The organism is Falsiroseomonas sp. CW058, from assembly GCF_050563535.1.
Taxonomy (GTDB): domain Bacteria; phylum Pseudomonadota; class Alphaproteobacteria; order Acetobacterales; family Acetobacteraceae; genus Falsiroseomonas.
The window spans coordinates 53070-77220 of sequence record NZ_JBNXUO010000008.1; the positions used below are offsets into that span (position 1 = coordinate 53070).

At 73.4% G+C, this 24151-nt stretch carries 26 protein-coding genes; 19 read left to right on the top strand and 7 right to left on the bottom strand.

Translation table 11 applies throughout. The features are described from left to right. Positions 1-170: 170 nt before the first annotated feature. The 11 genes from ACK8OX_RS08855 (at position 171) to ACK8OX_RS08905 (ending at position 11297) form a co-directional block, all read left to right on the top strand. Positions 171-1259, top strand: a complete 1089-nt coding sequence (locus ACK8OX_RS08855; protein WP_430663630.1) for an inositol-3-phosphate synthase — start codon at positions 171-173, stop codon at positions 1257-1259. Beyond that, a complete protein-coding gene (locus tag ACK8OX_RS08860) occupies positions 1256-1861 on the top strand; it encodes a histidine phosphatase family protein (RefSeq protein WP_430663631.1) in 606 nt (201 codons plus the stop codon). The genes ACK8OX_RS08855 and ACK8OX_RS08860 overlap by 4 nt, the downstream gene beginning before the upstream one ends. 2 nt (positions 1862-1863) lie before the next feature. Further along, complete coding sequence (locus tag ACK8OX_RS08865) at positions 1864-2628, top strand: TIGR04290 family methyltransferase (RefSeq protein ID WP_430663632.1); 765 nt, start codon at positions 1864-1866, stop codon at positions 2626-2628. Beyond that, complete coding sequence (locus tag ACK8OX_RS08870) at positions 2625-3515, top strand: beta-xylosidase (RefSeq protein WP_430663633.1); 891 nt, start codon at positions 2625-2627, stop codon at positions 3513-3515. The genes ACK8OX_RS08865 and ACK8OX_RS08870 overlap by 4 nt, the downstream gene beginning before the upstream one ends. A 183-nt stretch (positions 3516-3698) precedes the next feature. Further along, the gene (locus tag ACK8OX_RS08875; protein WP_430663634.1) at positions 3699-4853 is read left to right on the top strand and encodes a DNA topoisomerase IB; all 1155 of its coding nucleotides are present in this window, start codon (positions 3699-3701) and stop codon (positions 4851-4853) included. 70 nt (positions 4854-4923) lie between these two features. Continuing rightward, a complete protein-coding gene (locus ACK8OX_RS08880; RefSeq protein WP_430663635.1) occupies positions 4924-6006 on the top strand; it encodes a CgeB family protein in 1083 nt (360 codons plus the stop codon). Between the two features lie 2 nt (positions 6007-6008). Beyond that, complete coding sequence (locus ACK8OX_RS08885) at positions 6009-6830, top strand: nucleotidyltransferase family protein (RefSeq protein WP_430663636.1); 822 nt, start codon at positions 6009-6011, stop codon at positions 6828-6830. Continuing rightward, positions 6827-7951 (top strand): phosphopentomutase, encoded by a 1125-nt coding sequence (locus ACK8OX_RS08890; protein WP_430663637.1) that lies wholly within the window; start codon positions 6827-6829, stop codon positions 7949-7951. Before ACK8OX_RS08885 ends, ACK8OX_RS08890 begins: the two co-directional genes overlap by 4 nt. Before the next feature lie 68 nt (positions 7952-8019). Beyond that, the gene (locus tag ACK8OX_RS08895; protein WP_430663639.1) at positions 8020-9081 is read left to right on the top strand and encodes a GGDEF domain-containing protein; all 1062 of its coding nucleotides are present in this window, start codon (positions 8020-8022) and stop codon (positions 9079-9081) included. Between the two features lie 76 nt (positions 9082-9157). Next, entirely contained in the window at positions 9158-10792 is a 1635-nt protein-coding gene (locus ACK8OX_RS08900; protein WP_430663640.1) for a gamma-glutamyltransferase family protein, read from the top strand. A gap of 82 nt (positions 10793-10874) precedes the next feature. Then, positions 10875-11297 (top strand): hypothetical protein, encoded by a 423-nt coding sequence (locus ACK8OX_RS08905; RefSeq protein ID WP_430663641.1) that lies wholly within the window; start codon positions 10875-10877, stop codon positions 11295-11297. A 12-nt stretch (positions 11298-11309) separates the two neighbouring features. Here ACK8OX_RS08905 and ACK8OX_RS08910 read toward each other — a convergent pair whose 3' ends face one another. The 3 genes from ACK8OX_RS08910 to ACK8OX_RS08920 form a co-directional block, all read right to left on the bottom strand. Next, complete coding sequence (locus ACK8OX_RS08910) at positions 11310-11900, bottom strand: hypothetical protein (RefSeq protein ID WP_430663642.1); 591 nt, start codon at positions 11898-11900, stop codon at positions 11310-11312. After that, positions 11897-13021, bottom strand: coding sequence for a zinc-dependent alcohol dehydrogenase (locus ACK8OX_RS08915; RefSeq protein WP_430663643.1), 1125 nt, complete (start codon positions 13019-13021; stop codon positions 11897-11899). Before ACK8OX_RS08915 ends, ACK8OX_RS08910 begins: the two co-directional genes overlap by 4 nt. A 148-nt stretch (positions 13022-13169) precedes the next feature. Then, complete coding sequence (locus ACK8OX_RS08920) at positions 13170-13724, bottom strand: demethoxyubiquinone hydroxylase family protein (protein WP_430663644.1); 555 nt, start codon at positions 13722-13724, stop codon at positions 13170-13172. Positions 13725-13789: 65 nt separating this feature from the next. On the opposite strand from ACK8OX_RS08920, the gene ACK8OX_RS08925 reads away from it, so the two are divergent. The 8 genes from ACK8OX_RS08925 (at position 13790) to ACK8OX_RS08960 (ending at position 20626) form a co-directional block, all read left to right on the top strand. Continuing rightward, on the top strand, positions 13790-14617 hold the full coding sequence (locus ACK8OX_RS08925; RefSeq protein WP_430663645.1) for a PaaX family transcriptional regulator C-terminal domain-containing protein: 828 nt from the start codon (positions 13790-13792) through the stop codon (positions 14615-14617). 77 nt (positions 14618-14694) lie between these two features. Beyond that, entirely contained in the window at positions 14695-15699 is a 1005-nt protein-coding gene (gene paaA / locus ACK8OX_RS08930) for a 1,2-phenylacetyl-CoA epoxidase subunit PaaA (RefSeq protein WP_430663647.1), read from the top strand. A gap of 20 nt (positions 15700-15719) precedes the next feature. Further along, positions 15720-15992 carry a 1,2-phenylacetyl-CoA epoxidase subunit PaaB gene (gene paaB / locus ACK8OX_RS08935; protein ID WP_430663648.1) on the top strand — a complete coding sequence of 91 codons (273 nt, stop codon included), beginning with the start codon at positions 15720-15722 and terminating at the stop codon, positions 15990-15992. A 71-nt stretch (positions 15993-16063) separates the two neighbouring features. After that, positions 16064-16834, top strand: a complete 771-nt coding sequence (gene paaC, locus ACK8OX_RS08940; RefSeq protein WP_430663649.1) for a 1,2-phenylacetyl-CoA epoxidase subunit PaaC — start codon at positions 16064-16066, stop codon at positions 16832-16834. After that, a complete protein-coding gene (paaD, locus tag ACK8OX_RS08945; RefSeq protein ID WP_430663651.1) occupies positions 16828-17382 on the top strand; it encodes a 1,2-phenylacetyl-CoA epoxidase subunit PaaD in 555 nt (184 codons plus the stop codon). The genes paaC and paaD overlap by 7 nt, the downstream gene beginning before the upstream one ends. A 76-nt stretch (positions 17383-17458) precedes the next feature. Further along, positions 17459-18544 carry a 2Fe-2S iron-sulfur cluster-binding protein gene (locus tag ACK8OX_RS08950; protein ID WP_430663652.1) on the top strand — a complete coding sequence of 362 codons (1086 nt, stop codon included), beginning with the start codon at positions 17459-17461 and terminating at the stop codon, positions 18542-18544. 56 nt (positions 18545-18600) lie between these two features. Continuing rightward, the gene (locus ACK8OX_RS08955; RefSeq protein ID WP_430663653.1) at positions 18601-19062 is read left to right on the top strand and encodes an RES family NAD+ phosphorylase; all 462 of its coding nucleotides are present in this window, start codon (positions 18601-18603) and stop codon (positions 19060-19062) included. A 76-nt stretch (positions 19063-19138) separates the two neighbouring features. Continuing rightward, positions 19139-20626, top strand: a complete 1488-nt coding sequence (locus ACK8OX_RS08960) for an FG-GAP repeat domain-containing protein (protein ID WP_430663654.1) — start codon at positions 19139-19141, stop codon at positions 20624-20626. 242 nt (positions 20627-20868) lie between these two features. Here the strand turns inward: ACK8OX_RS08960 and ACK8OX_RS08965 are convergent, their stop codons facing one another. The 4 genes from ACK8OX_RS08965 to ACK8OX_RS08980 are packed head-to-tail and all read right to left on the bottom strand — an operon-like array spanning position 20869 to position 24031. Then, the gene (locus ACK8OX_RS08965; protein WP_430663655.1) at positions 20869-21495 is read right to left on the bottom strand and encodes a TetR/AcrR family transcriptional regulator; all 627 of its coding nucleotides are present in this window, start codon (positions 21493-21495) and stop codon (positions 20869-20871) included. Further along, positions 21496-22806, bottom strand: coding sequence for a phenylacetate--CoA ligase PaaK (gene paaK / locus ACK8OX_RS08970; RefSeq protein WP_430663656.1), 1311 nt, complete (start codon positions 22804-22806; stop codon positions 21496-21498). Beyond that, positions 22806-23237: a hydroxyphenylacetyl-CoA thioesterase PaaI gene (gene paaI, locus ACK8OX_RS08975; RefSeq protein WP_430663657.1), complete on the bottom strand. Its 432-nt coding sequence runs from the start codon at positions 23235-23237 to the stop codon at positions 22806-22808. Before paaI ends, paaK begins: the two co-directional genes overlap by 1 nt. Further along, positions 23234-24031, bottom strand: coding sequence for an enoyl-CoA hydratase-related protein (locus ACK8OX_RS08980; protein ID WP_430663658.1), 798 nt, complete (start codon positions 24029-24031; stop codon positions 23234-23236). Before ACK8OX_RS08980 ends, paaI begins: the two co-directional genes overlap by 4 nt. Positions 24032-24151: the final 120 nt, after the last annotated feature.

The following is a 24151-nucleotide window of genomic DNA, read 5'->3' on the forward strand; positions in this document are numbered from 1 at the left end:
CGCCCGTTCTACTTACCTCAGCCGCCGAACGCCCCGCATCGCGCAGGGTGAGTCCCCGGCGGCGTCACATTCCGGTGTCCTGGCCGTCCCCGTCTCCTGTCCCGGGAACGCATCCGCATCCGACGGGTTTCGGCGCCGGAACGCGCCGCAGTCGCGGTGTTGCGGGGGAGATGCGGGCCTTGCCATCGGGATCGCTGCGTGTCGGCATCGTCGGCGTGGGGAACTGCGCCTCCTCCTTCGTGCAGGGCCTGTCCTTCTACCGCGACGCGCATGCGAACGAGCCGCCGCCAGGGCTGATGAGCGCGGAGATCGGCGGCTACCACGTCGCCGACATCGAGGTCTCGGCCGCCTTCGACGTCTCCGCCGCCAAGGTCGGGCGCGACCTCGCGGAGGCGATCGCCGCGCCGCCCAACAACACGCACCGCTTCGCCGAGGTGGCGCCGCGCGGGGTGCGCGTGGAGCGCGGCCCGACGCTGGACGGGCTCGGCCGCTACCTCGCGGGGGAGGTCGAGGAATCGCCGGCCCCGCCCGCCGCGGTGGCGGACGTGCTGCGGCGCAGCCGCACCGACATCCTCGTCTCCTACCTCCCCGTCGGCTCGCAGCGCGCGACCGAGCACTATGCCGAGGCGGCGCTGGAGGCGGGCTGCGCCTTCGTCAACTGCATCCCGGTCTTCATCGCCTCCGACCCCGGCTGGCGGGCGCGGTTCGAGCAGCGCGGCCTGCCGATCATCGGCGACGACATCAAGAGCCAGGTCGGCGCCACCATCGTCCACCGCGCGCTGGCCAACCTGTTCCGCGAACGCGGGGTGCGGCTGGACCGCACCTACCAGCTCAACTTCGGCGGCAACACCGACTTCCTGAACATGCTGGAGCGCGAGCGGCTGGAATCGAAGAAGATCAGCAAGACCAACGCGGTGACCAGCCAGATGGACGTGGTGCCCGCGGCCGCCGACGTGCATGTGGGGCCGAGCGACTTCGTGCCCTGGCTGACCGACCGCAAATGGGCCTATATCCGCATGGAGGGCACGGCCTTCGGCGGCGTGCCGCTGAACCTCGAACTCAAGCTCGAGGTGTGGGATTCGCCCAATTCCGCCGGCATCGTCATCGATGCGGTGCGCTGCGCGAAGCTGGCGCTGGACCGCGGCATCCGCGGCGCGCTGGCCGGCCCCTCGGCCTGGTTCATGAAGTCCCCCCCGCGCCAGTTCACCGACCACGAGGCGCATGAGATGACGACGCGCTTCATCGCCGGCGAGGCATGACGACGCTGCTGCTGGCGCGCCATGCCAGCCATGACGTGGTGGGCAGCGTGCTGTGCGGCCGGATGCCGGGCGTGCATCTCGGCGCGGCCGGCCGGGCGGAAGCCGCCGCGCTCGCCCGCCACGTCGCCGCCGCGCGCCCCGCCGCGCTGTTCGCCAGCCCCCAGCCCCGCGCGCGGGAGACGGCGGCCGTGATCGGCGCGGCCTGCGGGATCGAGCCCGCCGAGGAGGCCGCGCTCGACGAGATCGACTTCGGTGCCTGGACCGGGCGCGCCTTCGCCGAACTCGACCGCGACCCGCATTGGCGCGTCTGGAACGCCGACCGCGCGACGGCGCGCCCGCCCGGCGGCGAGGCGATGTTCGAGGTGCAGGCCCGCATCCTCGCCTGGGTCGAGACGCTGCCGCGCCGCCACCCGGGCGTCACCGTCGCGGCCGTCAGCCACGCCGATGTGATCAAGGCGGCGCTGATGGCCCATCTCGGCCTGTCGCCGGACGCGCATGGCCGCTTCGAGGTCGCCCCCGCCTCCCTCAGCGCGATCGTGTTGTGGCCGGGCGGCGGGCGCGTGCGATCCATCAACGAGACGCCCGCACCAGCGCAGGAATGACCATGTCCGCCACCACAGACCGCGACGAGATCCGGCGCCGCGCCGCCGCGCTCGGCCCCTGGTTCCACAACCTCGACCTGCACGGCGTGCGCACCGCGCCCGACCACTTCCTGGGCGACTATCCCGCCATCAAGTGGCGCCACTTCGCGCATGCCATCCCGCAGGACCTGACCGGCCGCAGCGTGCTCGACATCGGCTGCAACGGCGGCTTCTACGCGATCGAGATGAAGCGCCGCGGCGCGGCGCGCGTGGTGGGCATAGACTCCGACGACGACTACCTGGCGCAGGCGCGCTTCGCGGCCGAGGTGACGGGCGCCGAGATCGAATTCCGCAACCTCTCGGTCTACGACCTGGCGCGGCTGGGCGAGCGCTTCGACATCGTGCTGTTCATGGGCGTGCTCTACCACCTGCGCCACCCGCTGCTGGCGCTGGACCTGGTGCACGAGCATGTCGCGCGCGACATGCTGGTCTTCCAGTCCATGCAGCGCGGCTCGGCCGAGGTGGCGCCGCTGCGGGAGGACTACGACTTCGCCGAGACCGCGCATTTCGACGCGCCGGGCTACCCGAAGCTGCACTTCATCGAACGCCGCTACGCGCATGACCAGACCAACTGGTGGGCGCCGAACCGCGCCTGCACGGAAGCGATGCTGCGTTCCGCCGGCTTCGAGATCGCCGACCATCCGGAAGCCGAGGTCTACATCTGCCGCCGCGTGGAGCCGCCCGAAGGCGCCGGCGCGGTCTATCCCGCGCGGGGGGCGGGCGCATGATCGAGGCGGCGATGATCTGGAACGAGCCGAACAACAAGTCCCACTGGGACCCGGCGATCGACCCGGACTGGAGCCAGTTCGCACGCATGGCCTGCCTTGCCGGCCAGGCGATCCACGCGGAGAACGCGGCGCTGCCGCGCGTGCTCGGCGGCATGTCGCCGATCGACCCGACCTTCGTGCAGAACCTCGCCTCGAAGGGCGTGATGGAGCATGTGGACGTGGTCGCCGTCCACGGCTTCCCGCTCGACTGGAACCTCTGGCAGATCGGCGAATGGCCCGCGAAGATCGAGGAGATCCGCGCGGTGACCGACAAGCCGATCTGGGTGAGCGAGGTCGGCGTGTCCTCCTTCGGGGCGGAGGAGGTGCAGGCCTGGGGGCTCGCGCGCACGGCGGAACTGCTGAAGGGCCGCGTGCCGCGCATCCACTGGTACAGCCTCTGCGACCTGCCGCGGTCCTGGGAGGCGACGACCCGCCACCGGGAGGCGGAGGGATCGTCCTACTACCGCCACTTCTACATGGGCCTGGTGCGCGAGGACGGGACGCCGAAGCCGGCCTTCGAGGAGTTCGCGAAGCACACGCCGGCGATGGGGCTCTGCCAGTGGTTCCACTTCGAGGACCACCGGCTGGACGACGCGGTGGCCTGGATGAAGCGGCTCGGCGTGCGGCACCTGCGCACCGGCCTGTCCTGGGCGGACAGCTTCCGCCCCGACGCGCTGGCCTGGTTCGACCGGCAGATGGAGGCGCTGCGCGACTTCGACGTCACCGTGACCTTCTGCTTCACGCCCGAACACCGCGGCCCCGGCCGTCACCACACCAGCCCGCCCTACGAGCCCGCCGAGTTCGCCGAATTCTGCGCGGCGATGGTGCGGCGATACGCGCCCGGCTAGCCCGCGATCGCCCCCACTGTGCACGCCGAAGGCGGGCATGGTGGGGGCGTGAATCGCCGGGCTCACGAGGGGCTGGACCCGAGTGGCCCGGACACAGTTCGGGCCACTCGGGTCCAGGGCAGGCGGAACCGCCGGGGCGCGCCGGGTGTTCGGGATTCCCGACCCGCTGCCAGGGCCCGCCCCATGCCCCCAGAAGACACCGCCGCCGCCGCTCCCATCGTCGCCCCGCGCGAGGCGGCGGAGGAGGCGGGGCTGCGCTACGTCTCGGACGAGGCGCCCGGGATCTCCCGCCGCCGCACCGGCAAGGGGTTCTCCTACCGCCTGCCGAAGGGCGGGCCGGTGAAGGACAGGGCGGCGCTGGCGCGCATCCGGACGCTCGCCATCCCGCCGGCCTGGACGCAGGTCTGGATCTGCCCGCACCCGGACGGCCACATCCAGGCGACGGGCCGCGACGAGAAGGGCCGCAAGCAGTACCGCTACCACCCGCGCTGGCGGGAGGTGCGCGACGCCGCGAAATACGACCACATGCTGGACTTCGCGAAGGCCCTGCCCGCCATCCGCGCCCGCGTGGAGGCCGACCTGAAGCGGCCCGGCCTCCCGCGGGAGAAGGTGCTGGCCACGGTGGTGCAGCTGCTGGAGACGACGCTGATCCGCGTCGGCAACGACGACTACGCGAAGGCCAATGGCAGCTACGGCCTGACCACGCTGCGCAACCGCCATGTCGAGGTGGACGGCGCCGAGCTGCGCTTCGCCTTCAAGGGCAAGAGCGGGAAGACATGGCAGCTCGGCGTCGCGGACCGGCGGGTGGCCCGCATCGTCCGCGCCTGCCAGGACCTTCCCGGGCAGGAGCTGTTCGCCTATCGCGACGCCGACGGCACGCCGCGTGACGTCACCTCGGCCGACGTCAACGCCTATCTGCGCGAGGTCTCGGGTCGCGACATCACCGCGAAGGACTTCCGCACCTGGTCCGGCACGGTGCTGGCGGCGCTGGCGCTGCGCGAATTCGAACGCTTCGACAACCAGGCGGCGGCGAAGCGCAACGTGAAGCGGGCGATCGAGCGGGTGGCCGCGCGGCTCGGCAACACGCCGACCATCTGCCGCAAATGCTACGTCCACCCTGCCGTGATCGACGGCTACCTGGACCAGGGGCTGGTGGCGGAGATGGAGGCGGAGGCGCGGGCGGAACTCAGCGGCGAACTGGCGAAGCTGCGGCCCGAGGAGGGCGCGGTGCTGGTGCTGCTGCTGGAGAGGCTGAAGGCCATGGAAGGCGCGAACGACAACCGCCGCGCCCCGCCCCGCGCCGCGAACGACGCCGGCACCGCCCGCGCCAGCGCCTGACCCCGCGCGAGGCAACCGGAAGGTTGCAGCGCCGTTCTCCCGCACGGAGCGGAGAGGAGCGTCGCGCGCGATGAAGCTGGTCGTGTTCGGCCTGACCGTGACCTCCTCCTGGGGGAACGGCCATGCGACGCTGTGGCGGTCCCTCATCCGCGCCCTGGCGCGCCGCGGCCATGCCGTGACCTTCTTCGAGCGCGACGTGCCCTGGTACGCGAATGCGCGCGACGCCTTCGACATCCCCGGCCTCACGGTCGTCGCCTATCCCGACTGGCAGGCGGCGCTGCCGCAGGCGCGCGCCGCGCTGCGCGGCGCGGATGCCGCGATGGTCACCTCCTACTGCGCCGACGGGGTCGCGGCTTCCGACCTCGTGCTGGGGGAGGGGCGGGGCGCACGGGTCTTCTACGACCTCGACACGCCGGTCACGCTCGACCTCCTCGCGGGGGGGAAGCCGCCGGACTGGCTGCCGCCGCAGGGGCTGTCGGGCTTCGACCTGGTGCTGAGCTACACCGGGGGCGAGGCGCTGGCGCGGCTGCGGACGGAGCTTGGCGCGCGCCGCGTCGCGCCGCTCTACGGCAGCGTGGACCCCGACGCGCACCGCCCGGCGGAGCCTGTGGCGGCCTACCGCGCCGACCTCTCCTATCTCGGCACCTATGCCGCCGACCGCCAGGTGGCGCTGGAGCGGCTGTTCGTGGAGCCGGCGCGGCGGCGGCCCGGGGGGCGCTTCGTCATCGGCGGCGCGCAGTATCCGCAGGACTTCCCCTGGACGCCGAACATCCACTTCGTCCGCCACATGCCGCCGCCCGAGCATCCGGCCTTCTTCTCCTCCTCGCGCCTCACGCTCAACGTCACGCGCCGCGCCATGGCCGCGCTCGGCTGGTGTCCCTCCGGCCGGCTGTTCGAGGCGGCGGCCTGCGGCACGCCGGTGCTGAGCGACGCGTGGGACGGGCTCGACCACTTCTACGCGCCGGGCGAGGAGATCCTGGTCGCGCGCGACACCGCCGATGCGCTCGCCGCGCTCGACCTGCCGGAGGCGGAGATCCGGCGCATCGCGCGCCGCGCGCGCGACCGCACGCTGGCCGAGCATGCCGGCGACCGCCGCGCGGCGGAGCTGGAGGCGGCGCTCGAGGGCATCCGCGCACCCGTGATGGAGGGCTGAGCATGTGGGGCATCATCCCGGCCGCCGGCATCGGCAGCCGCATCCAGCCGCTGGCCTTCTCGAAGGAACTGCTGCCGGTCGGCTGCCGGATGGAGGGCGGGGTGGAACGCCCGCGCGCCGTCAGCGAACACCTGATCGAGCGGATGCTGGCGGCGGGGGTGACCAAGCTCTGCTTCGTCATCGCGCCGGGCAAGAGCGACATCGTGAACTACTACGGCGCGCGCATCGGCGCCGCGCGCATCGCCTATGTGGTGCAGGCCGAACCCGCGGGCCTGTGCGACGCGATCTTCTGCGCCGCGCCCTTCATCGGCCCCGACGAACAGGTGATGGTCGGCCTGCCGGACACGGTGTGGTTCCCGCGCGACGGGCTTGCGCTGCTGCCGCGGGACACGCTGTCCTTCCTGCTGTTCCCGGTGGAGCGGCCGGAATTCTTCGACGCGGTGGTGACCGACGCCGCGGGCCGCGTGCAGGAGATCCAGGTGAAGCAGCAGGACGCGCGGTCGCACTGGGTCTGGGGCGCCTTCGGCATGCCAGGCCGCGTCCTGCACGACCTGCACGCGCTGTGGCGGGAGCCGGGGCGCGGCGACGAATATGTCGGCACGCTGGTCAATGCCTGGCTGGCGCGCGGCGGCACCGCGCAGGGGGTCCGCGCGGGCACCACCTATGTCGACGTGGGCACCATGCATGGCTGGCGCGCGGCGGTCGCGATGCTGGGGGCGGAGCCGCCCGACGCCGCGAATGACGCGCTGCCCTACCGCGCGCTGCAGCAGCGCGCGACGCTGCGCGCCGCGGCGGCGCGGGCCGACCAGCCCGCGGCCGAATGACCCGCGCCCTCCTCCTCGTGCTCGACAGCGTCGGCTGCGGCGCGGCGCCCGATGCGGCGCGCTACGGGGACGAGGGGGCGGACACGCTGGGCCACATCCGGCGCGCCACCGGGCTTCGCCTGCCGGTGCTCGACGCGCTCGGCCTCGACGCCATCCTGGGCGGCGCGGCGCCGGCCGGTGCCGCGCATGGCCGGATGCGCCCGCGCGCCACCGGGAAGGACAGCACCACCGGCCACTGGGAGATCGCGGGCGCCGCGCCCGCCGCCCCCTTCGCCACCTTCGACCGCTTCCCCGACGCGCTGGTCCGCGCGATCGAGGAGGAGGCGGGCGTCGCCTTCCTCGGCAATGTCGCGGCCAGCGGCACCGCCATCATCGACGAACTCGGCGCCGAGCACCTGCGCAGCGGGCGGCCCATCCTCTACACCTCGGCCGATTCCGTGCTGCAGGTCGCGGCGCATGAGGAGGTGATCCCGCCCCGCCGCCTCTACGCCCTGTGCGAGGTGGCGCGCCGCCATGCCGATGCCTGGGCGATCGGCCGCGTCATCGCGCGGCCCTTCGAGGGCACGCCCGGCGCCTTCCGCCGCACCGCGCGCCGGCACGACTTCTCCATGCGCCCGCCGCGCACCGTGCTCGACGCCATCACCGAAGCCGGCCGCCCGGTCATCGGCATCGGCAAGACCGGCGACCTGTTCGCCGGGCAGGGCCTCGGGGCGTCCCACCCCACCGCCTCCAACGCCGAGGGCATGGCCCGCACCGCGGCGCTGTGGGAGGAGATGCGGGAGGGCCTGGTCTTCACCAACCTGGTCGATTTCGACACGCTGTTCGGCCACCGGCGCGACGTCGCGGGCTATGCCGGCGCGCTGGCGGAATTCGACGCCTGGCTGGGCGGCTTCCTGCCCGCCTGCGGGCCGGAGGACCTGGTGATCCTCACCGCCGACCACGGCAACGACCCGACCTTCCGCGGCACCGACCACACGCGGGAGGAGGTGCCGCTGCTGGTCCTGCACCGCGGCCGGCGTGACGCGCTCGGCACCCGCGACGGCTTCGCCGACGTGGCGGCGACGCTCGCCGGGGCCTTCGGCCTGCCGCCATGGCCATCCGGGCGTTCGTTCCTGGCCTGACGGCCGCCCGTTAGCATCCCGGTCACGATTGCGCGCGACTGTCACGCACCCCTGCCCGGAGCCCTGCCATGCCCGTCCCCCTGCCCTCCGAGGAGGACCGCCGCATCGCCGCCCTGCGCAGCCTTGCCCCGGCCGGCACCGCCGGCGACCCCGCGCTGGCCGACCTGGCGCAGCTGGCCGCGCAGGTCACCGGCTGCCCCTTCGCGACGATCACCCTTGTGGAGCGCGACACGGCGCGCTGCGACGCCGCCTTCGGCCTGCCGCCGGCCGCCTTCCCGCGCGCCGCGTCCTTCTGCGCCGAGGCGATCCGCCAGCCCGCGCAGCCCCTGGTGGTGCCCGATGCCGCGGCCGATCCACGCTTCGCCGCCAACCCCCTGGTGGCCGGCGCGCCCGGCATCCGCTTCTACGCCGGCAGCGCGCTGCTGACCGGGGATGGCCACGCCATCGGCGCGCTCGGCGTGATGGACACCGCGCCGCGCGACATGGCGGCCGGGACCGCGGCGTTGCTGCCGCGGCTGGCCCGCGCCGTCGTCACCACGCTGGCGCTGCGGCGGGCCATGCGGCAGGCCGAGGACCTGGCGCTGGTGGACGCGCTGACGGAACTGCCGAATCGCGCCTCGCTGCGGATCGGGCTCGGCCAGGCGATCGCCCGGCAGCGGCGCGACCGCCGCCCCTTCTCGCTGCTGTGCCTCGGGCTCGACGGGATGGGCGCGCTGAACGAGAGGGAGGGCCGCGCCGCCGGCGACCTCGCGCTGCGGGAAGCAGGGACGGCGCTGATGCTCTGCCTGCGCGAGGAGGACACGGCCGCCCGGCTGGAAGGGGACCGCTTCGCCGCCCTGCTCGTCGGCGGCGACGGCGCGGAGGCGGCGGTGGTCGGCGAACGCGTGCGGCATGCGGTGCAGGAGACGATGGCCGCGCATGGCTGGCCGGTGACCGCCTCGGTCGGTGCCGCCTGCTTCCTCGACCCGCCCGAGGACGAGGAGCACGCGCTGTCCTTCGCGGACGACCTGATGGGCCGGGCCAAGTCGCGCGGCGGCAACCGCGTGGTCTGCGTGGACCACGCGGCGGCCGCCTATCGCGGCGGGGCGCGCCATGCCCGCCCCCTCGCGCGGCGGGTCTCCCCGCACTGATCCGATTCCTCGCTCCGGCGATTCCACCTCCGCGGATGGGGCGCTAGGCTTCCCGCACCACGAGGGAGCCCGCCCGATGCCACGTCCGGACCGCCGCCTGCCGACGCCCCGCGCCATGATCGTCGCGCCGCAGCCGGAGGCGGTGGAAGCCGGCGCGGCGGTTCTGGCCGCCGGCGGGTCGGCGGTGGATGCGCTGCTGGCCTGCGCCTTCACCCAGGGCGTGGTGGACCCGCTGATGTGCGGCGTCGCCGGGCTCGGCGTGCTGCAGCTGCACGACCCCGCCAGCGGCGCGACCACCGTGCTGGACGGCCTGTCCACCTGCCCCGCCGCCTGCACGCCCACCATGTGGGAAGCCGCCTTCGAGCGCGAGTGCAGCGACGGCTACGGCTATGTCCTGGCGAACCGCGCGAACGAGATCGGCCACGGCGCGGTCACCACGCCCGGCATCCTGCGCCTGCTGGCGGAAGCGCATCGCCGCTGGGGGCGCACCCCCTGGCGCGACCTGTTCGGCCACGCCATCGGCTTCGCCGAGGGCGGCTGGATCATCCGCCCGCATGTCCACACCATGATGACGGCGAACGAGGCGGCCTATGGCCGCCTGCCCTATGTCGACAAGCTCGCCCTCACCCCCGACGGCCGGCGGCTCTACGTCCGGGAGGACGGGACGCCGCGGCGGATGGGCGAGGTGGTGCGGAACCCCGACCTCGCCGCGACCCTCGCCGCCATCGCGCGCGACGGGGCGGAGGCCTTCCATGCGGGCGACATCGCCGCGCGCATCGCCGCCGACATGCGCGCCCATGGCGGGTTGCTGACCGAAGCCGACCTCGCCGGGTTCCAGCCGCGGGAGACGGCGCCGATCCGCGTGGCCTATCGCGGCTTCACCGTCTCGCTCCCCGCGCCGCCCGCGGGCGGCATCGTGGTGGCGGAGGGGCTGCGCATCCTGGAACGCTTCGACCTCGCGGCGCTCGGCCACAACACGCCGCGCTACATCCACATCGTCTCGGAAGCCATGCGCATCGCGCTGCGCGACCGGGAGGAGCATATCGGCGACCCCGCCTTCCACCCCCCGCCGCTCGACCGCCTGCTGTCGGACGCCCATGCGGATGCCTGCGCCGCGCGCATCCGCGACGGCGAGGCGGCGCCGAGGCGACATGCGGCGGGCGAGCCGCGGGACACCACCACCGTCTCCGTCGTGGACCGCGACGGCATGGTGGCCAGCCTGACCCACACGCTCGGCGTGCCGTCGGGCGTCATCCCGCCCGGGCTCGGCTTCATGCTGAACGGCGCGATGAACTGGTACGACCCGCGCCCCGGGCGGCCGGGCTCCATCGCGCCGGGGAAGAAGCGCTTCTCCTCCATGGCGCCCACCATCGTCTTCCGGGGTGCGACGCCGGTCGCCACGCTCGGCGCGCCGGGGGGCGCATGGATCGGGGTGGCGCTGCTGCAGGTCCTGCTGAACATCCTGGATTTCGGCATGACGATGCAGGAAGCGGTGATGGCGCCGCGCTTCAGCGCCACCACGCCCGCGATCGACATCGGCAACCGCATCCCGCACGCCGTCCAGCGGGAGCTGGAGGCGATGGGGCACGAAGTGCGGCGCGCCTTCCATTCCTACCCCTTCGCGGCGCCGCACGGCATCGCGGTCTGGGACGGGGTGCCGGAAGGCGGCGCCGACCCGCAGCGCGACGGCCTGGCGCAGGGCGTGGCCTGACGCCGGCGGCGGATCACACGGCGTTCACAGCCACGCGCCACCCTCGGCGCCGGCGGGGCCTTTCCCGCCGGTGCCGGGGTCCATGCCGAACGCCACGCCCGACGCGCCCGCCCTGCGGGGCGCCTTCGACGAACAGGACGCCGAGGCGCCGCTGGTGGACCGGCGGGTGCTGGCCTTCCGGCGGGCGGCGCTGGTCTCCGCCATGGAGAATTGCGGGCGCGTGCTCGGCGACATGCCGCCGGGCGCTGTCCTGTCCGCCGAACCGCAGCCCGACCGCCACCAGATCCGCTTCGTCGTGCAGCAGGACGGCACGCCGCTGGTGCGCTGCGTCGGCGGATCGCGCCTGGCGGCGCTGCTGATCGCCTGGTGCGGCCTGGTGCGGATCCCGCTGCCGGCGCGAGCCGCCAAGCGCATCGTGGTGGACGAGGCCGGCGCGCTGCTGACCTTCACCACCACGCTGCGCCGCGTGCCGCGCGTGTTCCACCACGACCTTCGCGGCCGCTGATCCCGGGCGGGGTCAGGCCGTCCAGGGACGCAGCGGTTCGGGGATGCGGAAATCGGCAGGCACGTCGAGGTCCCGCGCCGCGCCGCGGCTGCCCTCCACGCCGCGCGGCAGGCCGCTGCGCGTGGCATAGCGGCGCACGGCGCGGCGCTGCCTGCCGCGGTCCACCTCCTCCGTCCGCAGCGCCTCGGCGCAGACCAGGTCCAGCACCGTCACGCCCAGCACCGCCGCCAGCCCCAGCGCGACGCCGCCCGGGCGGCGGTTGCCGGGGATGGCAGCCAGCAGCGTCGCCACGTCCAGCGCGTCGCCGCCGACACGCCCCATGATCCAGGGCCGCCGGTCGCGCGCCGTGAGGATGCCGATGCCGGTCGCGATCTCCCGCACGCCATAGGCGCGCAGCAGCCCTTCCGCGCCGCGAATGCCGAGGCCGCGCGCCAGCGGGCCCGCGGCCGCGATCTCCAGCACGCCGAGCCCGATGGAGAACCAGCCGAGGCCCTCCGCCATGCGCCCGGCACTGCCGCGGCGCGGCATGGCGGGCATGGGCATCCGCCGCGGCATGGCGGGCGCCGGCAGCGCGCGGCGTGGCGCTTCGCGATGCGCGCTCATGGCTTCAGCACCACCTTCACGCAGCCATCCTGCTTGTCGCGGAAGGTCTTGTACATCGCGGGCCCCTGGTCCAGCGGGACGGTGTGGGTGATGACGAAGGACGGGTCGATCTGCCCCTCCTCGATCCGGCGCAGCAGGTCGTCGGTCCAGCGGCGCACATGCGTCTGGCCGGTGCGGATGGTGAGGCCCTTGTTCATCACCAGGCCCATCGGGAACTTGTCCACCAGCCCGCCATAGACGCCCGGCACCGACAGCACGCCGCCCGGCCGCGCGAGGTACACCATCTCCCGCAGCACATGCGACCGGTCGCTGGTCAGCATCATCGCCTGCTTCACGCGGTCATAGACGGAATCGAGCGTGGCGGTGGCGTGCGCCTCCATCCCCACCGCGTCGATGCACTTCTCCGGCCCCTTGCGGTCGGTCAGCTCGTCGATGCGGTCCATCACGCTTTCTTCGTCGAAGTTGATCGGGATGGCGCCGTTGGCCTGCGCCATCGCCAGGCGCTCCGGCACGCGGTCGATGCAGATGACCTGCTTCGCGCCGAGCAGCACGGCCGACATCACGCACATCAGCCCGACCGGCCCGGCGCCCCAGATGGCCACCGTGTCCTCCGGCTGGATGTCGCACTGCACGGCGCCCTGCCAGCCGGTGGGCAGGATGTCCGACAGGAACAGCACCTGCTCGTCCGTCAGCGTGGACGGCACCTTGATGTGCGTCTCGTCCGCATAGGGCACGCGCAGGTATTCCGCCTGGCCGCCCGGGTAGCCGCCGGTCAGCTGCGTGTAGCCGAACAGGCCGGCGCCGACGCGGCCGAACACCTTCTCCTGCAGGGCCGCGTTGCGGTTGGTGGTCTCGCAGAGCGAGAAGTTGCCGCGGCGGCACTGCCAGCACTGGCCGCAGTTGATGGTGAAGGGGATCACCACGCGGTCGCCGACCTTCAGCTTGCCCTTCGCCTCGGGCCCGACCTCCACCACCTCGCCCATCGTCTCGTGGCCCATGACGTCGCCGGATTTCATGGCGGGGATCATGTTGTCGTAGAGATGCAGGTCAGATCCGCAGATGGCGCAGGAGGTGACGCGGATGATCGCGTCGCGCGGGTGCTCGATGCGCGGATCGGGCACGGACTCGCAGCGTATGTCTTCCTTGCCGTGCCAGCAGAGTGCCTTCATCGCCATGCGCTCCCGCGGCGGCGCCGGGACGGCGCGCCCTTGCCGAGCGCGGAACACCCGCCGCGCCGGGCGGTTCCGTCCGCGGCGCCGGGCGGCGGGGCTACACGCGCTTCGCCGCCATCACGGCCGCCGCCGAGCCGGCGCCCACCATCCAGGCCCAGCCGCGCAGCAGCGCGCCCGGCGGCGCGCCGGCCAGCGCGCGCGCCTCGTCGCGGTGATGCACCTCCTCCTCCTGGCACTGCGCGAGGAGGGCGCGGATCGCGGGGTGGATGCCTTCCGCGTCCAGCCGGTCGATCTGCTGCTGGTAGTGGTGGTCGACGAAGCTCTCCACCGCGTCGATCGTCACATGCACCGCGCGCGGCCCGAACAGCGCCGGCAGCGCGCCGGTCAGGAAGCCCGCGACGCGCCAGACGGGCAGCAGGCGGGACCGCCGCGCGGGCGGCAGCAGCCCCTCCAGCAGGTCGAGATGGCCCTGTTCCGTCGCGCGGTGGCGGGCGGCGAAGTCGCGCAGCGCCGGGTCGCGCGCGACGGCGAGGATGCCGCGGTAGATCATCACCGCCCCCGTCTCCCCCGCATGGTCCGACCGCAGTTCCCCCACCAGCCAGGCGGGCAGGTCGGGGATGGCGGGCGGCGCGGCGGGGCGGTGATGCGTCATGGCGGCGCGCATGTGGCCTGCGGGGGCGGCTTGGCAAGCCTGCGGCTTGCGTCAAGCTGCGCGGCATGACCGCCTCCCCCCTCGCCGCGACGCTGGCGCGCACCGGCGCGCCGCGCACCGCATCCTTCATCGTCACCATCTGGGGCGATGCGGTGGCGCCGCGCGGCGGCTCGCTCTGGCTCGGCTCGCTGCAGGCCATCCTGGACCGCTTCGGCTGCAATCCCGGCCAGGTCCGCACCGCCATGTCGCGCCTGACGGAAGAAGGCTGGCTGGCGCGCAACCGGGTGGGGCGGCTGTCCTACTACCGGCTCGGCCCGCGCGGGATGGAAAGCTTCGGCGCCGCCGCCGCCCGCATCTACGCCATCACACCGCCCGCCTGGGACGGCGTCTTCCGCCTGGTCCTCAACCCCGACCCGGCGGAGCGCGAGGCCCTGCTGGCGCGCGGCTTCGGCGAGCTGCCGGGGCTGCTGGTCGGCCTGCACGGCGCGGCGGAGGAATTGCCGCACCTCGCCCCCGTCCTGCTCGCCACGCCGCGCAGCGCGGAGGAGGCGCGCGCGGCGGCGGCGCAGGCCTGGCCGCTCGCCGTGCTCGGCGCGGGGCATCGCCGCTTCCTCGCGGCCTTCGCGCCGCTGCACGATGCGGCGGTGCCGGCGGGGGAGGCGCTGCCGCTGCGGCTGCTGCTGGTGCATGAATGGCGGCGCCTTGCGCTGCGCGACCCGCTGCTGCCGGCGGCGCTGCTGCCGCCGGACTGGCCCGGACATGCGGCGCGCGAACTGGCCGCCGCGCTCTACCGCCGGCTCGATCCCGCGGCGGAGGCCTGGCTGGATGCCGAGGGCCGGAACGAGGACGGGCGGCTGCCGCCGTCTGACGCGCACCGCTTCGGCGCGGGATGACGCGTTACGTTTTTTGCTTGCGCCCATCTGAACATGTGACGTATCTACGGCCAGTCCCGAAAGGGAGGGAATGTCCCGTGTACACCCAAGCCCTGAACAACAGGGACGCCGCCCCCGCCACGACGCCGGCGGACCCGGAGCGGCTTGCCCGCTTCGAGGCCCGCGTCGCGGCGGAGGAGAAGGTCGAGCCGAATGACTGGATGCCGGAGGCCTATCGCCGCACGCTGACGCGGCAGATCAGCCAGCACGCGCATTCCGAGATCGTCGGCATGCTGCCCGAGGGCAACTGGATCACCCGCGCGCCGTCGCTGCGGCGCAAGGCCGCGCTGCTGGCCAAGGTGCAGGACGAGGGCGGGCATGGCCTGTACCTCTATGCCGCCGCCGAGACGCTCGGCACCTCGCGCGAGGAGCTGGTGGACCAGCTCCTGTCGGGCAAGGCGAAATACAGCTCCATCTTCAACTACCCGACGCTCACCTGGGCGGATATCGGCGCGATCGGCTGGCTGGTGGACGGCGCGGCGATCATGAACCAGATCCCGCTCTGCCGGACTTCCTTCGGCCCCTATGCGCGGGCGATGATCCGCATCTGCAAGGAGGAGAGCTTCCACCAGCGCCAGGGCTACGAGATCATGCTGACGCTGTGCCGCGGCACGGCGCAGCAGAAGGCGATGGCGCAGGACGCGCTGGACCGCTGGTGGTGGCCCTGCCTGATGATGTTCGGCCCCCCCGACGCGGTGAGCGAGCACACCGACCAGTCGATGCGCTGGAAGATCAAGCGCTTCACCAACGACGCGCTGCGCCAGCAGTTCATCGACGCGACGGTGCCGCAGGGCCACCATCTCGGCCTCGCCTTCCCCGACCCGGAACTGCGCTTCGACGAGGCGACGGGCCATTGGCGACATGGCCCGATCGACTGGGCGGAGTTCCGCCGGATCCTCGCCGGCGACGGTCCCTGCAACCGCGAACGCCTGGAAGCCCGCCGCCGCGCCCATGCCGAGGGCGCCTGGGTGCGCGACGCGGCGCTGGCCCATGCGGCGAAGCGCCGGGCGCGCGCCGTCGCCCCCAGGCTCGCCGCGGAGTGACGCCGATGCCCGAGGCGAAGATGCCGATCTGGGAAGTCTTCATCCGCGCGCGTTCCGGCCTGGCGCATCGCCATGCCGGCAGCGTCCACGCCCCGGATGCCGAGATGGCGCTGCAGGCCGCGCGCGACACCTACACGCGCCGCGGCGAGGGCCTTTCGCTCTGGGTCGTGCCCTCCTCCGCCATCACCGCGAGCGACCCGGCCGACCGGGACAGCCTGTTCGAGCCGACGGCCGACAAGATCTACCGGCACCCCACCTTCTACGAGGTGCCCGAGGAAGTGGGCCACATGTGACGGCCCCCGCCGCGCCCCGGGATCCGGGGCGCGGCGGGCCGGCACGGACCGCGCCGCGGAAGGGACCAGGCATGACCACCATCGCCGTCGCACCGGCGCCGCTGCTGAACGCCATCCTCGCCCGCGCCGACGACGCGCTGGTGCATGCGCACCGCCTGTCCGAATGGTGCGGCCACGCGCCGATGCTGGAGGAGGACCTGGCGCTGGCCAATGTCGCGCTCGACCTGCTCGGCCAGGCGCGGTCGCTGTACCAGCACGCCGCCGCGCTGGAAGGCATGGGCCGCAGCGAGGACGACCTCGCCTATCTCCGCGACGCGCCGCAGTTCCGCAACCTGCTGCTGCTGGAACTGCCGCGCGGCGACTTCGCCGACACCATCGCGCGGCTGTTCCTGCATTCCGCCTTCCTGCTGCCCTGGTGGCGCGCGGCGATGCGGTCGGGCGACGCGACGCTCGCCGCCATCGCGGCGAAGGCGGAGAAGGAGGCGACCTACCACCTGCGCCATGCGGGCGAATGGATGATCCGCCTCGGCGACGGGACGGAGGAGAGCCACGCCCGCCTGGCCGCCGCGCTGGACCGGCTGTGGCCCTACACAGGCGAGATGTTCGCCGCGGAGGCGGAGGAATCCGCCCTGGTCGAGGCCGGCATCCTGCCCGACCCCGCCGCGATCCGCGTGGAATGGGACGCCACCGTGCAGCGCGTGCTGGGCCCCGCGACGCTGGCGCGCCCGCGCGACGGCTGGATGCAGTCGGGCGGGCGGCGCGGCGTGCACACCGAACATCTCGGCCACATGCTGGCCGTCATGCAGCACCTCCAGCGCGCCTATCCGGGGGCCGCATGGTGAGCACCGCGCTGCATCCCCCCGCCCCCGCCACCGCGGACGTCCCGCCGCCGGCAGGGGACGGCGCGCAGCTCGTCGCCCGCGCGCTGGCCGTGGCAGGCGCCATCCCGGACCCGGAGATCCCGGTGCTGACCATCGCCGACCTCGGCGTGCTGCGCGATGCGCGGGTGGCGGTGGATGGCGGGGTGGAGGTCGACATCACCCCCACCTATTCCGGCTGCCCCGCGATGAACATGATCGCACTCCAGGTCGAGATCGCGCTTGCCGCGGCCGGGCTGCCGCGACCGCGCGTGCGGCTGGTGCTGTCGCCGGCCTGGACGACCGACTGGATGACCCCGGCCGGGCGCGACCGGCTGCGCGCCTACGGCATCGCGCCCCCGCCGCCGCAGGCATCCCGACGGGCGCTGTTCGGCGCGGAGGAGGAAGTCGCCTGCCCGCGCTGCGGCAGCGCCGCCACCGAGAAGCTCAGCGAATTCGGCAGCACCGCCTGCAAGTCGCTCTGGCGCTGCACCGCCTGCCGCGAGCCCTTCGACCACTTCAAGTGCCTCTGACCGTGCCGCGCCAGGGCGCGTCCCGGCACCACGCCGCCGGCGGCCGTGCGGCGGCGATCGAGCAAGGGAGTGCCGGATGAACGCCGTGGTCTCCACCCGCTTCCACCCCCTCCGCGTCGTCGCCGTCACGCGCGAGACGCCGGATGCGGTCGCCATCACCCTCCGGCCGCCCCCGCAGGCCGAGGCGCTGTTCCGCTTCGCGCCGGGACAGTATCTCACGCTGCGCCGCGTCATCGACGGCGCGGAACAGCGGCGCAGCTATTCCATCTGCTCGGCGCCCGAGGACGGGACCCTGCGGATCGGCGTGAAGCGCGTGCCCGGCGGCCTGTTCTCCACCTGGGCAGTGGAAGGGCTGAAGCCGGGCGACGTGGTGGAGGCGATGCCGCCCGAGGGCCGCTTCGGCCTGCAGCCCGACGCCCCGGCGCCGCGCACGGTGCTGGCCATCGCCTGCGGCAGCGGCATCACCCCCGTGCTGTCCATCCTCTCCAGCCTGCTGGCGCGGGACCCGGCCAGCCGCGCCGTGCTGCTCTACGGCAACCGCAGCGCCGCCGACATCATGTTCCGCACCGCGATCGAGGACCTGAAGGACCGGCACCTGTCGCGCCTGTCGGTGGTGCATGTCCTGTCGCGCGAGAAGCACGAGCTGGCCGCGCTGCACGGCCGGCTGGACGCCGCGCGCATCCGCGCGCTGCTGCCGGGCCTGGTCGAGCCCGCGGCGATCGACGCCGCCTTCCTCTGCGGCCCCGCCGGCCTGCCGGACGCCGCGGCGGAGGCGCTGGCCGCGCTCGGCGTCCCGCCCGGCCGCATCCACACGGAACACTTCACCGCGGCCGGCCCGGCCCGCGCCGCCCCGGCCCCGCCCCCTGCCGCCGCAGCCGAACCGGCCGCGACCGCCGCCATCACCCTCGACGGCGTCACGCGGGAGATCGCGCTCCTGCCCGGCGAGACGGTGCTGGAGGGCGGGCTCCGCGCCGGGATGGACCTGCCCTGGTCCTGCCGCGGCGGCATGTGCTGCACCTGCCGCGCCCGGTTGACGGAGGGCGCGGTGGCGATGGACGCGAATTATTCGCTGCAACCCTGGGAACTCGCGGGCGGCTACGTGCTGACCTGCCAGTCCCGCCCCACCACGAAGACGCTGGCGCTGGACTACGACGCGGCCTGAGGCGCGGGGGGGCGGGGTGCCCGGAACCCGCACCCCCCCGGCCGCGTCCCAGCGGCATGACGATGCTCGGATGGCAGATCTGCCGCCCCCATGAGGTCGAAAGCTCCGGCAAGGCCTGCCTCGACAAGGCGGGCCGGTGGAACAGCGGCGGCAGCCGGATCGTCTACCTGTCCGAGCATCCCGCGCTCGCGGTGCTGGAGGCCCGCGTCCATCTCGACATGGAGCACCATGAGATGGAGCACGACCACCTGCTGCTGCGGGTCGCCCTGCCGGCCCACAGCATCGAGGAACTGGAGGAGATGCCGGCCGACCCGGCCGCCTTCGGCGATGCCTGGCTGCGGGACGGCCGCAGCGCGGTGCTGCGCGTGCCCTCCATCGTCGTACAGGAAGGGCGGAACCTGCTGCTCAACCCCGACCACCCGGAAGGCCGTGCCGCGCGGGTGGTGCAGGCCACGCCCTTCCGCTTCGATCCGCGATTGTGGCGGGACGGCGCACCGCGCAATTCCGGCGGGCCGTAACAACTCCCACGCGAACTTGATCTGAACCGGAACAGTCCTGCCGCGTCCCTACCGCGTCCGACATCGGAGGGACACGATGGCCATCATCAACGGAAGCGGCCGCATCGACGGCACCAGCGCGGCAGACACCCTGACCGGCGCAGGCGACAGCGACACCATCATCGGCTTCGAAGGGGCCGATCGGCTGGAAGGCGGCGACGGTTTCGACTTCGCCGGCTATTTCGACAGCCCCGGCGCGGTCAATGTCGCCCTTGCCACCGGCATCGTCAGCAACGACGGCTATGGCAGCGTGGACACGCTGTCCGGCATCGAGGGCGTGATCGGCTCCGGCTCGAACGACGTCATCTCGGGCCGGGACGACTTCGACGTGCTGCTCGGCATCGGCGGCGACGACCTGCTGTCGGGGCTTGGCGGGGACGACCTGCTGAACGGCGGCGCGGGCGACGACAACATCGACGGCGGCGGCGGCACCGACACCGCGTACTACACCGGCGTGCGGAGCCTCTACACCGTCACCGCCACGATCGGCGGCGCGATCATCACGGACACGCGCGGCGGGCCGGACTCGCAGGGCACCGACGTCGTGGTCAACACGGAGTTCTTCCGTTTCAGCAACGGCACCGTCAGCCTGTCGGAGCTGCTCGCCGGCACCGCCCCGCGTCCGGCGCCGCAGGCCCCGGTCTACGACTTCGGCGCCGACGGGCGGGCCGACGTGCTGTTCCGCACCGGCGACGGCACGCTCGCCGCCGTGAACCTCAACGGCGCCTTCGTGGAGAGCGCGACGGAATTCTCCCTCGCCACGCCGACCGGCGCGCGGCTGGGCGGCAGCGGCGACTTCAACGGCGACGGCCGCGCCGACATCGTCTGGCGCGGCGAGGACAGCAGCGTCAACATGTGGTTCATGGACGGCGCCAACGTGGCCGCCCAGGGCACGATCTCCTTCGTGCCGGACGAAAGCTGGCAGATCGAGGGCACCGGCGACTTCAACGGCGACGGCAAGTCCGACCTGCTGTGGCGCGACGTGTTCGGCAACATCGGCGTCTGGCTGATGGACGGCGCCAACATCCTGAACGCCGGGATCGTCGGCCCGAATGCCGGCAACAACTGGCAGATCGCGGACACCGGCGACTTCAACGGCGACGGCAAGGCCGACGTGCTGTGGCGCGACGTGCTCGGCAATGTCGGCGTCTGGCTGATCGACGGCCTCAACCTCCTCAACGCCAGCGTCGTCGGGCCGAACCCCGGCAACAACTGGCAGATCATCGGGGCGGGCGACCTGAACGGCGACGGCAAGTCGGACATCGTCTGGAACGACAACTTCGGCAACATCGGCCAGTGGCAGATGGACGGCCTGCAGCTCGCGGGCGCCAGCCTCTACAACCCGCCGCCGGCCGGCTGGTCGATCGAGTCGATCGGCGACTACGACGACAACGGGCGGGCCGACCTGTTCTGGCGCGGCCCGGCCGGCGAATACGGCGTCTGGACGGTCAATGGCGGCCAGGTGGAGAGCGCGGTCCTGCTCTCCTCCGCGATCGCCTCCGACTGGCAGGTGGCGCTGATCTGAAGGCGCCGCAGCCCGGCGGGGCCGCTGGGTCCCGCCGGGCGATGCGCCCGCATCCGCCGGGGCCGAGCGGCCCCGGCGGGCCTCCTCATAGGGTCGGTCGAATGCTTCGACCGACCCTATGCCCTTGTCGGACCCTCAGGCGCCGGGCGCGGCCTCCGGCCACTTGGCTGCGCGCCAACTGGCGTAGCGGCCGTTCGGCCAGCTGCGCTGGCCGCATGGGTCGGTGCATGATGCCGGGCGTATCAGCCCGCCTCCTGCGGCTCCCGCAGCGTCGCCACCGCGCCCGCCGCGCCTTCCGCCACCAGCGCCGCCGCCATCCGCGCATAGTCGTGCCGCGACAGGCCCCGCCCCTCGCGGTGCCACAGGTGGTGCCAGTTCAGCATCGCGAAGAAGCTCATCGTCAGCGGGACCAGCAGCCTGCGGTCGCGCGCCGCATCCGCGTTCAGCGCCGCGACCAGCACCGCGGCCTCGGCGACCAGCTCGCGCTCCATCGCCTTCAGCGCCTCCTGCCGCGCGGGGGAGAGGAGTTTCATGCAGTTCAGCTGCACCTGGTGCACCGCATCCGCGTGGCGATAGGCATCCAGCAGGCGGAAGGCCAGCGCCTCCAGCCTGCGGCGCGGCGGCTCGGCCGCGTCGCCCGTGCCGCGCGCGACCTCCACCAGCCGCCGCAGGTGCTGCGCCAGCACGTCGAACAGCAGTTCCTCCTTGTCCTTCCAGTAGTGGTAGAACAGCGCCTTCGAGACCTGCGACGCCTCCGCGATCATCGCCATGCTCGCGCGGTCGTAGCCGTGGCGCGCGAACAGCTCCGCCGCGCGGTCCAGGATGGCCTGCCGCCTTTCCCCGTGGTCCTCGGCCCTCGCGCGCGGCATCTACGCCTTCGGCCTCCGGTCCACCACGCGCCGGGCCTTGCCGACGCTGCGCTCGATCGCGCCGGGGTCGCGCAGCTCGATCCGCGCGCTGACGCCGATCATCGCCTTGACGTGGTGCGCCAGCGCCTTCGCGGCCCCCGCGCGCTCCGCCTCGTCGGTGCCGGGCTCGCATTCCACCGCGATGGTCATGGAATCCATCGGGCCTTCCCGCGTGAGGATCAGCTGGTAATGGGGGGCGAGGTGCGGGACACGCAGGATCTGCTCCTCCACCTGGCTCGGGAACAGGTTGACGCCGCGCAGGATGATCATGTCGTCGCTGCGGCCGGTGATCTTCTGCATCCGCCGGAAGGCCGGCCGCGCCGTGCCGGGCAGCAGCCGCGTCAGGTCGCGCGTGCGGTAGCGGATGACCGGCATGGCCTGCTTCGTCAGGCTGGTGAAGACCAGCTCCCCCGGCTCGCCGTCCGGCACGGGCGCGCCTGTCTCGGGGTCCACGATCTCGGGGTAGAAGTGGTCCTCCCAGACATGCGGGCCGTCCTTCGTCTCGACGCATTCGTTGGCGACGCCGGGGCCCATCACCTCCGACAGGCCGTAGATGTCGACGGCGTGGATGCCGAAGGCGTCCTCGATCTGCGCGCGCATCGCCTCGGTCCAGGGCTCGGCGCCGAAGATGCCGATCTTCAGCGAGGTCGCGCGCGGGTCCTTGCCCTGCCGCCTGAACTCGTCGAGCAGGGCGAGCATGTAGGACGGCGTGACCATGATGATGTCGGGGCGGAAATCCTCGATCAGCTGCACCTGCCGCTCCGTCATGCCGCCGGAGACGGGGACGACGGTGCAGCCCATCGCCTCCGCCCCGTAATGCGCGCCGAGCCCGCCGGTGAACAGCCCGTAGCCATAGGCCACATGAACCATCATCCCCGGCCTGCCGCCGGAGGCGCGGATGGATCGCGCGACGAGGCTGCTCCAGACCTCGATGTCGGACTTCGTGTAGCCGACCACGGTCGGCTTGCCGGTGGTGCCGGAGGAGGCGTGGATGCGCGCCACCTCCTCCATCGGGACGGCGAACATGCCGAAGGGGTAGTTGTCCCGCAGGTCCGCCTTGGTGGTGAAGGGGAACCGCGCGATGTCGGGCAGGTCGCGGAAGTCGTCCGGCGTGACCCCGGCGGCGTCGAAGGCGCGGCGGTAATGCGGCACGTTGGCATAGGCATGGCGCAGCGTCGCCGCGAGCCGTTCGTGCTGCAGGGCGCGCATCGCGCCGGGGTCCATGCGCTCGGCCTCGTCGAGCAGGGCGGCGGGCGGCGGTTCTGCCGGCATCACTGTGCGTCCTCCACGAGATGGCCTTCGATCACCCGCGACAGGCCGCGGAAGACGGCGACGGGCCTGCCCTCCCCATCGGTCACGGTGACGTCGGTGATGCCGCTGCGCCCGGCGGACGCGGTCTGCACCGCGCGCGCCGTCAGCCGGTCGCCGAGCCGCGCGGGGCGCAGATAGGTGATGGTGTTGCTCTGCGCGACAGCGCGGCGGTTGAAGGAATTGCAGGCGAAGGCGAAGGCGGAATCGGCCAGCGCGAAGATGAAGCCGCCATGGGCGATGCCGTGGCCGTTCACCATCCGCTCCTCGATGCGCATCGTCATGTCGCATTCGCCGGGCGCGATGCGCGCGATCTCCATGCCGAGACCGGCCGAGGCGCGGTCCTCGGCCCACATCGCCCGCGCGCAGGCCTCGGCCATCTGCCCCGGCGTCATTCCGGCGCCCCTTCGAAGCGCGCGGGGCGCTTCTGCTGGAAGGCGGCGACGCCTTCGGCATAGTCCGCGCCGCGGCCGAGTTCGCGCTGGATGCCGGCCTCCAGCGCCAGCTGCTGCACCAGCGTGTTGCCCTCCGCCGCGTCCAGCGCGCGCTTGGTCGCGGCCAGCGCCTTCGCCGGCAGGCGCGCGAGCCGGGCGCAGACGGCCTCGGCCTCCGCCATCAGCGAGGCCGCCGGGACCGCGCGGTGGACCAGCCCCATCGCCGCGGCCTCCACCCCCGTGACGGGTTCGCCGAGCATCGCCATCGCCCGCGCGCGGGCGGGGCCGACCAGGCGCGGCAGGGTCCAGGTGGCGGCGGAATCGGGGATCAGCCCGATGCGGATGAAGGCCTGCACGAACCTGGCATCCTCGGCCGCCAGGGTGATGTCGCAGGCGAAGGCCACCGACGCGCCCGCCCCCGCCGCCGTGCCCTGCACCGCGCAGACCACCGGCTTCGGCAGGTCGCGCAGCGCGCGGACCAGGCGGTTCCAGCCGCGTTCCAGCACCGCGCCGAGATCGACGCCGGCCTCCGTCAGCCCGGGTTCCGCCAGGTCCTGCCCGGCGCAGAAGGCCCGCCCGGCGCCGGCCAGCAGCACGGCGCGGCAGGCGGGATCGGCCGCCGCCTCCTCCAGCGCCGCCAGCAGCGCGGCATGCAGCGCGGCATCGAAGGCGTTCAGCCGCTGCGGCCGGTTCAGCAGCAGCAGCCGCCAGCCGTCCCGCCGCTCGACCAGCAACGGCCCTGCGGTCTCTCCCATGACGTCCTCCGCCGTTCCTTCTTGGCGCGGGACGCCAGACCGGGTGGCCCCGTGCCGCCGCCACGACGCTATTGACTGACCGTCCGGTCAGCTTATTGTCGCAACCACCGCAGGTCAATC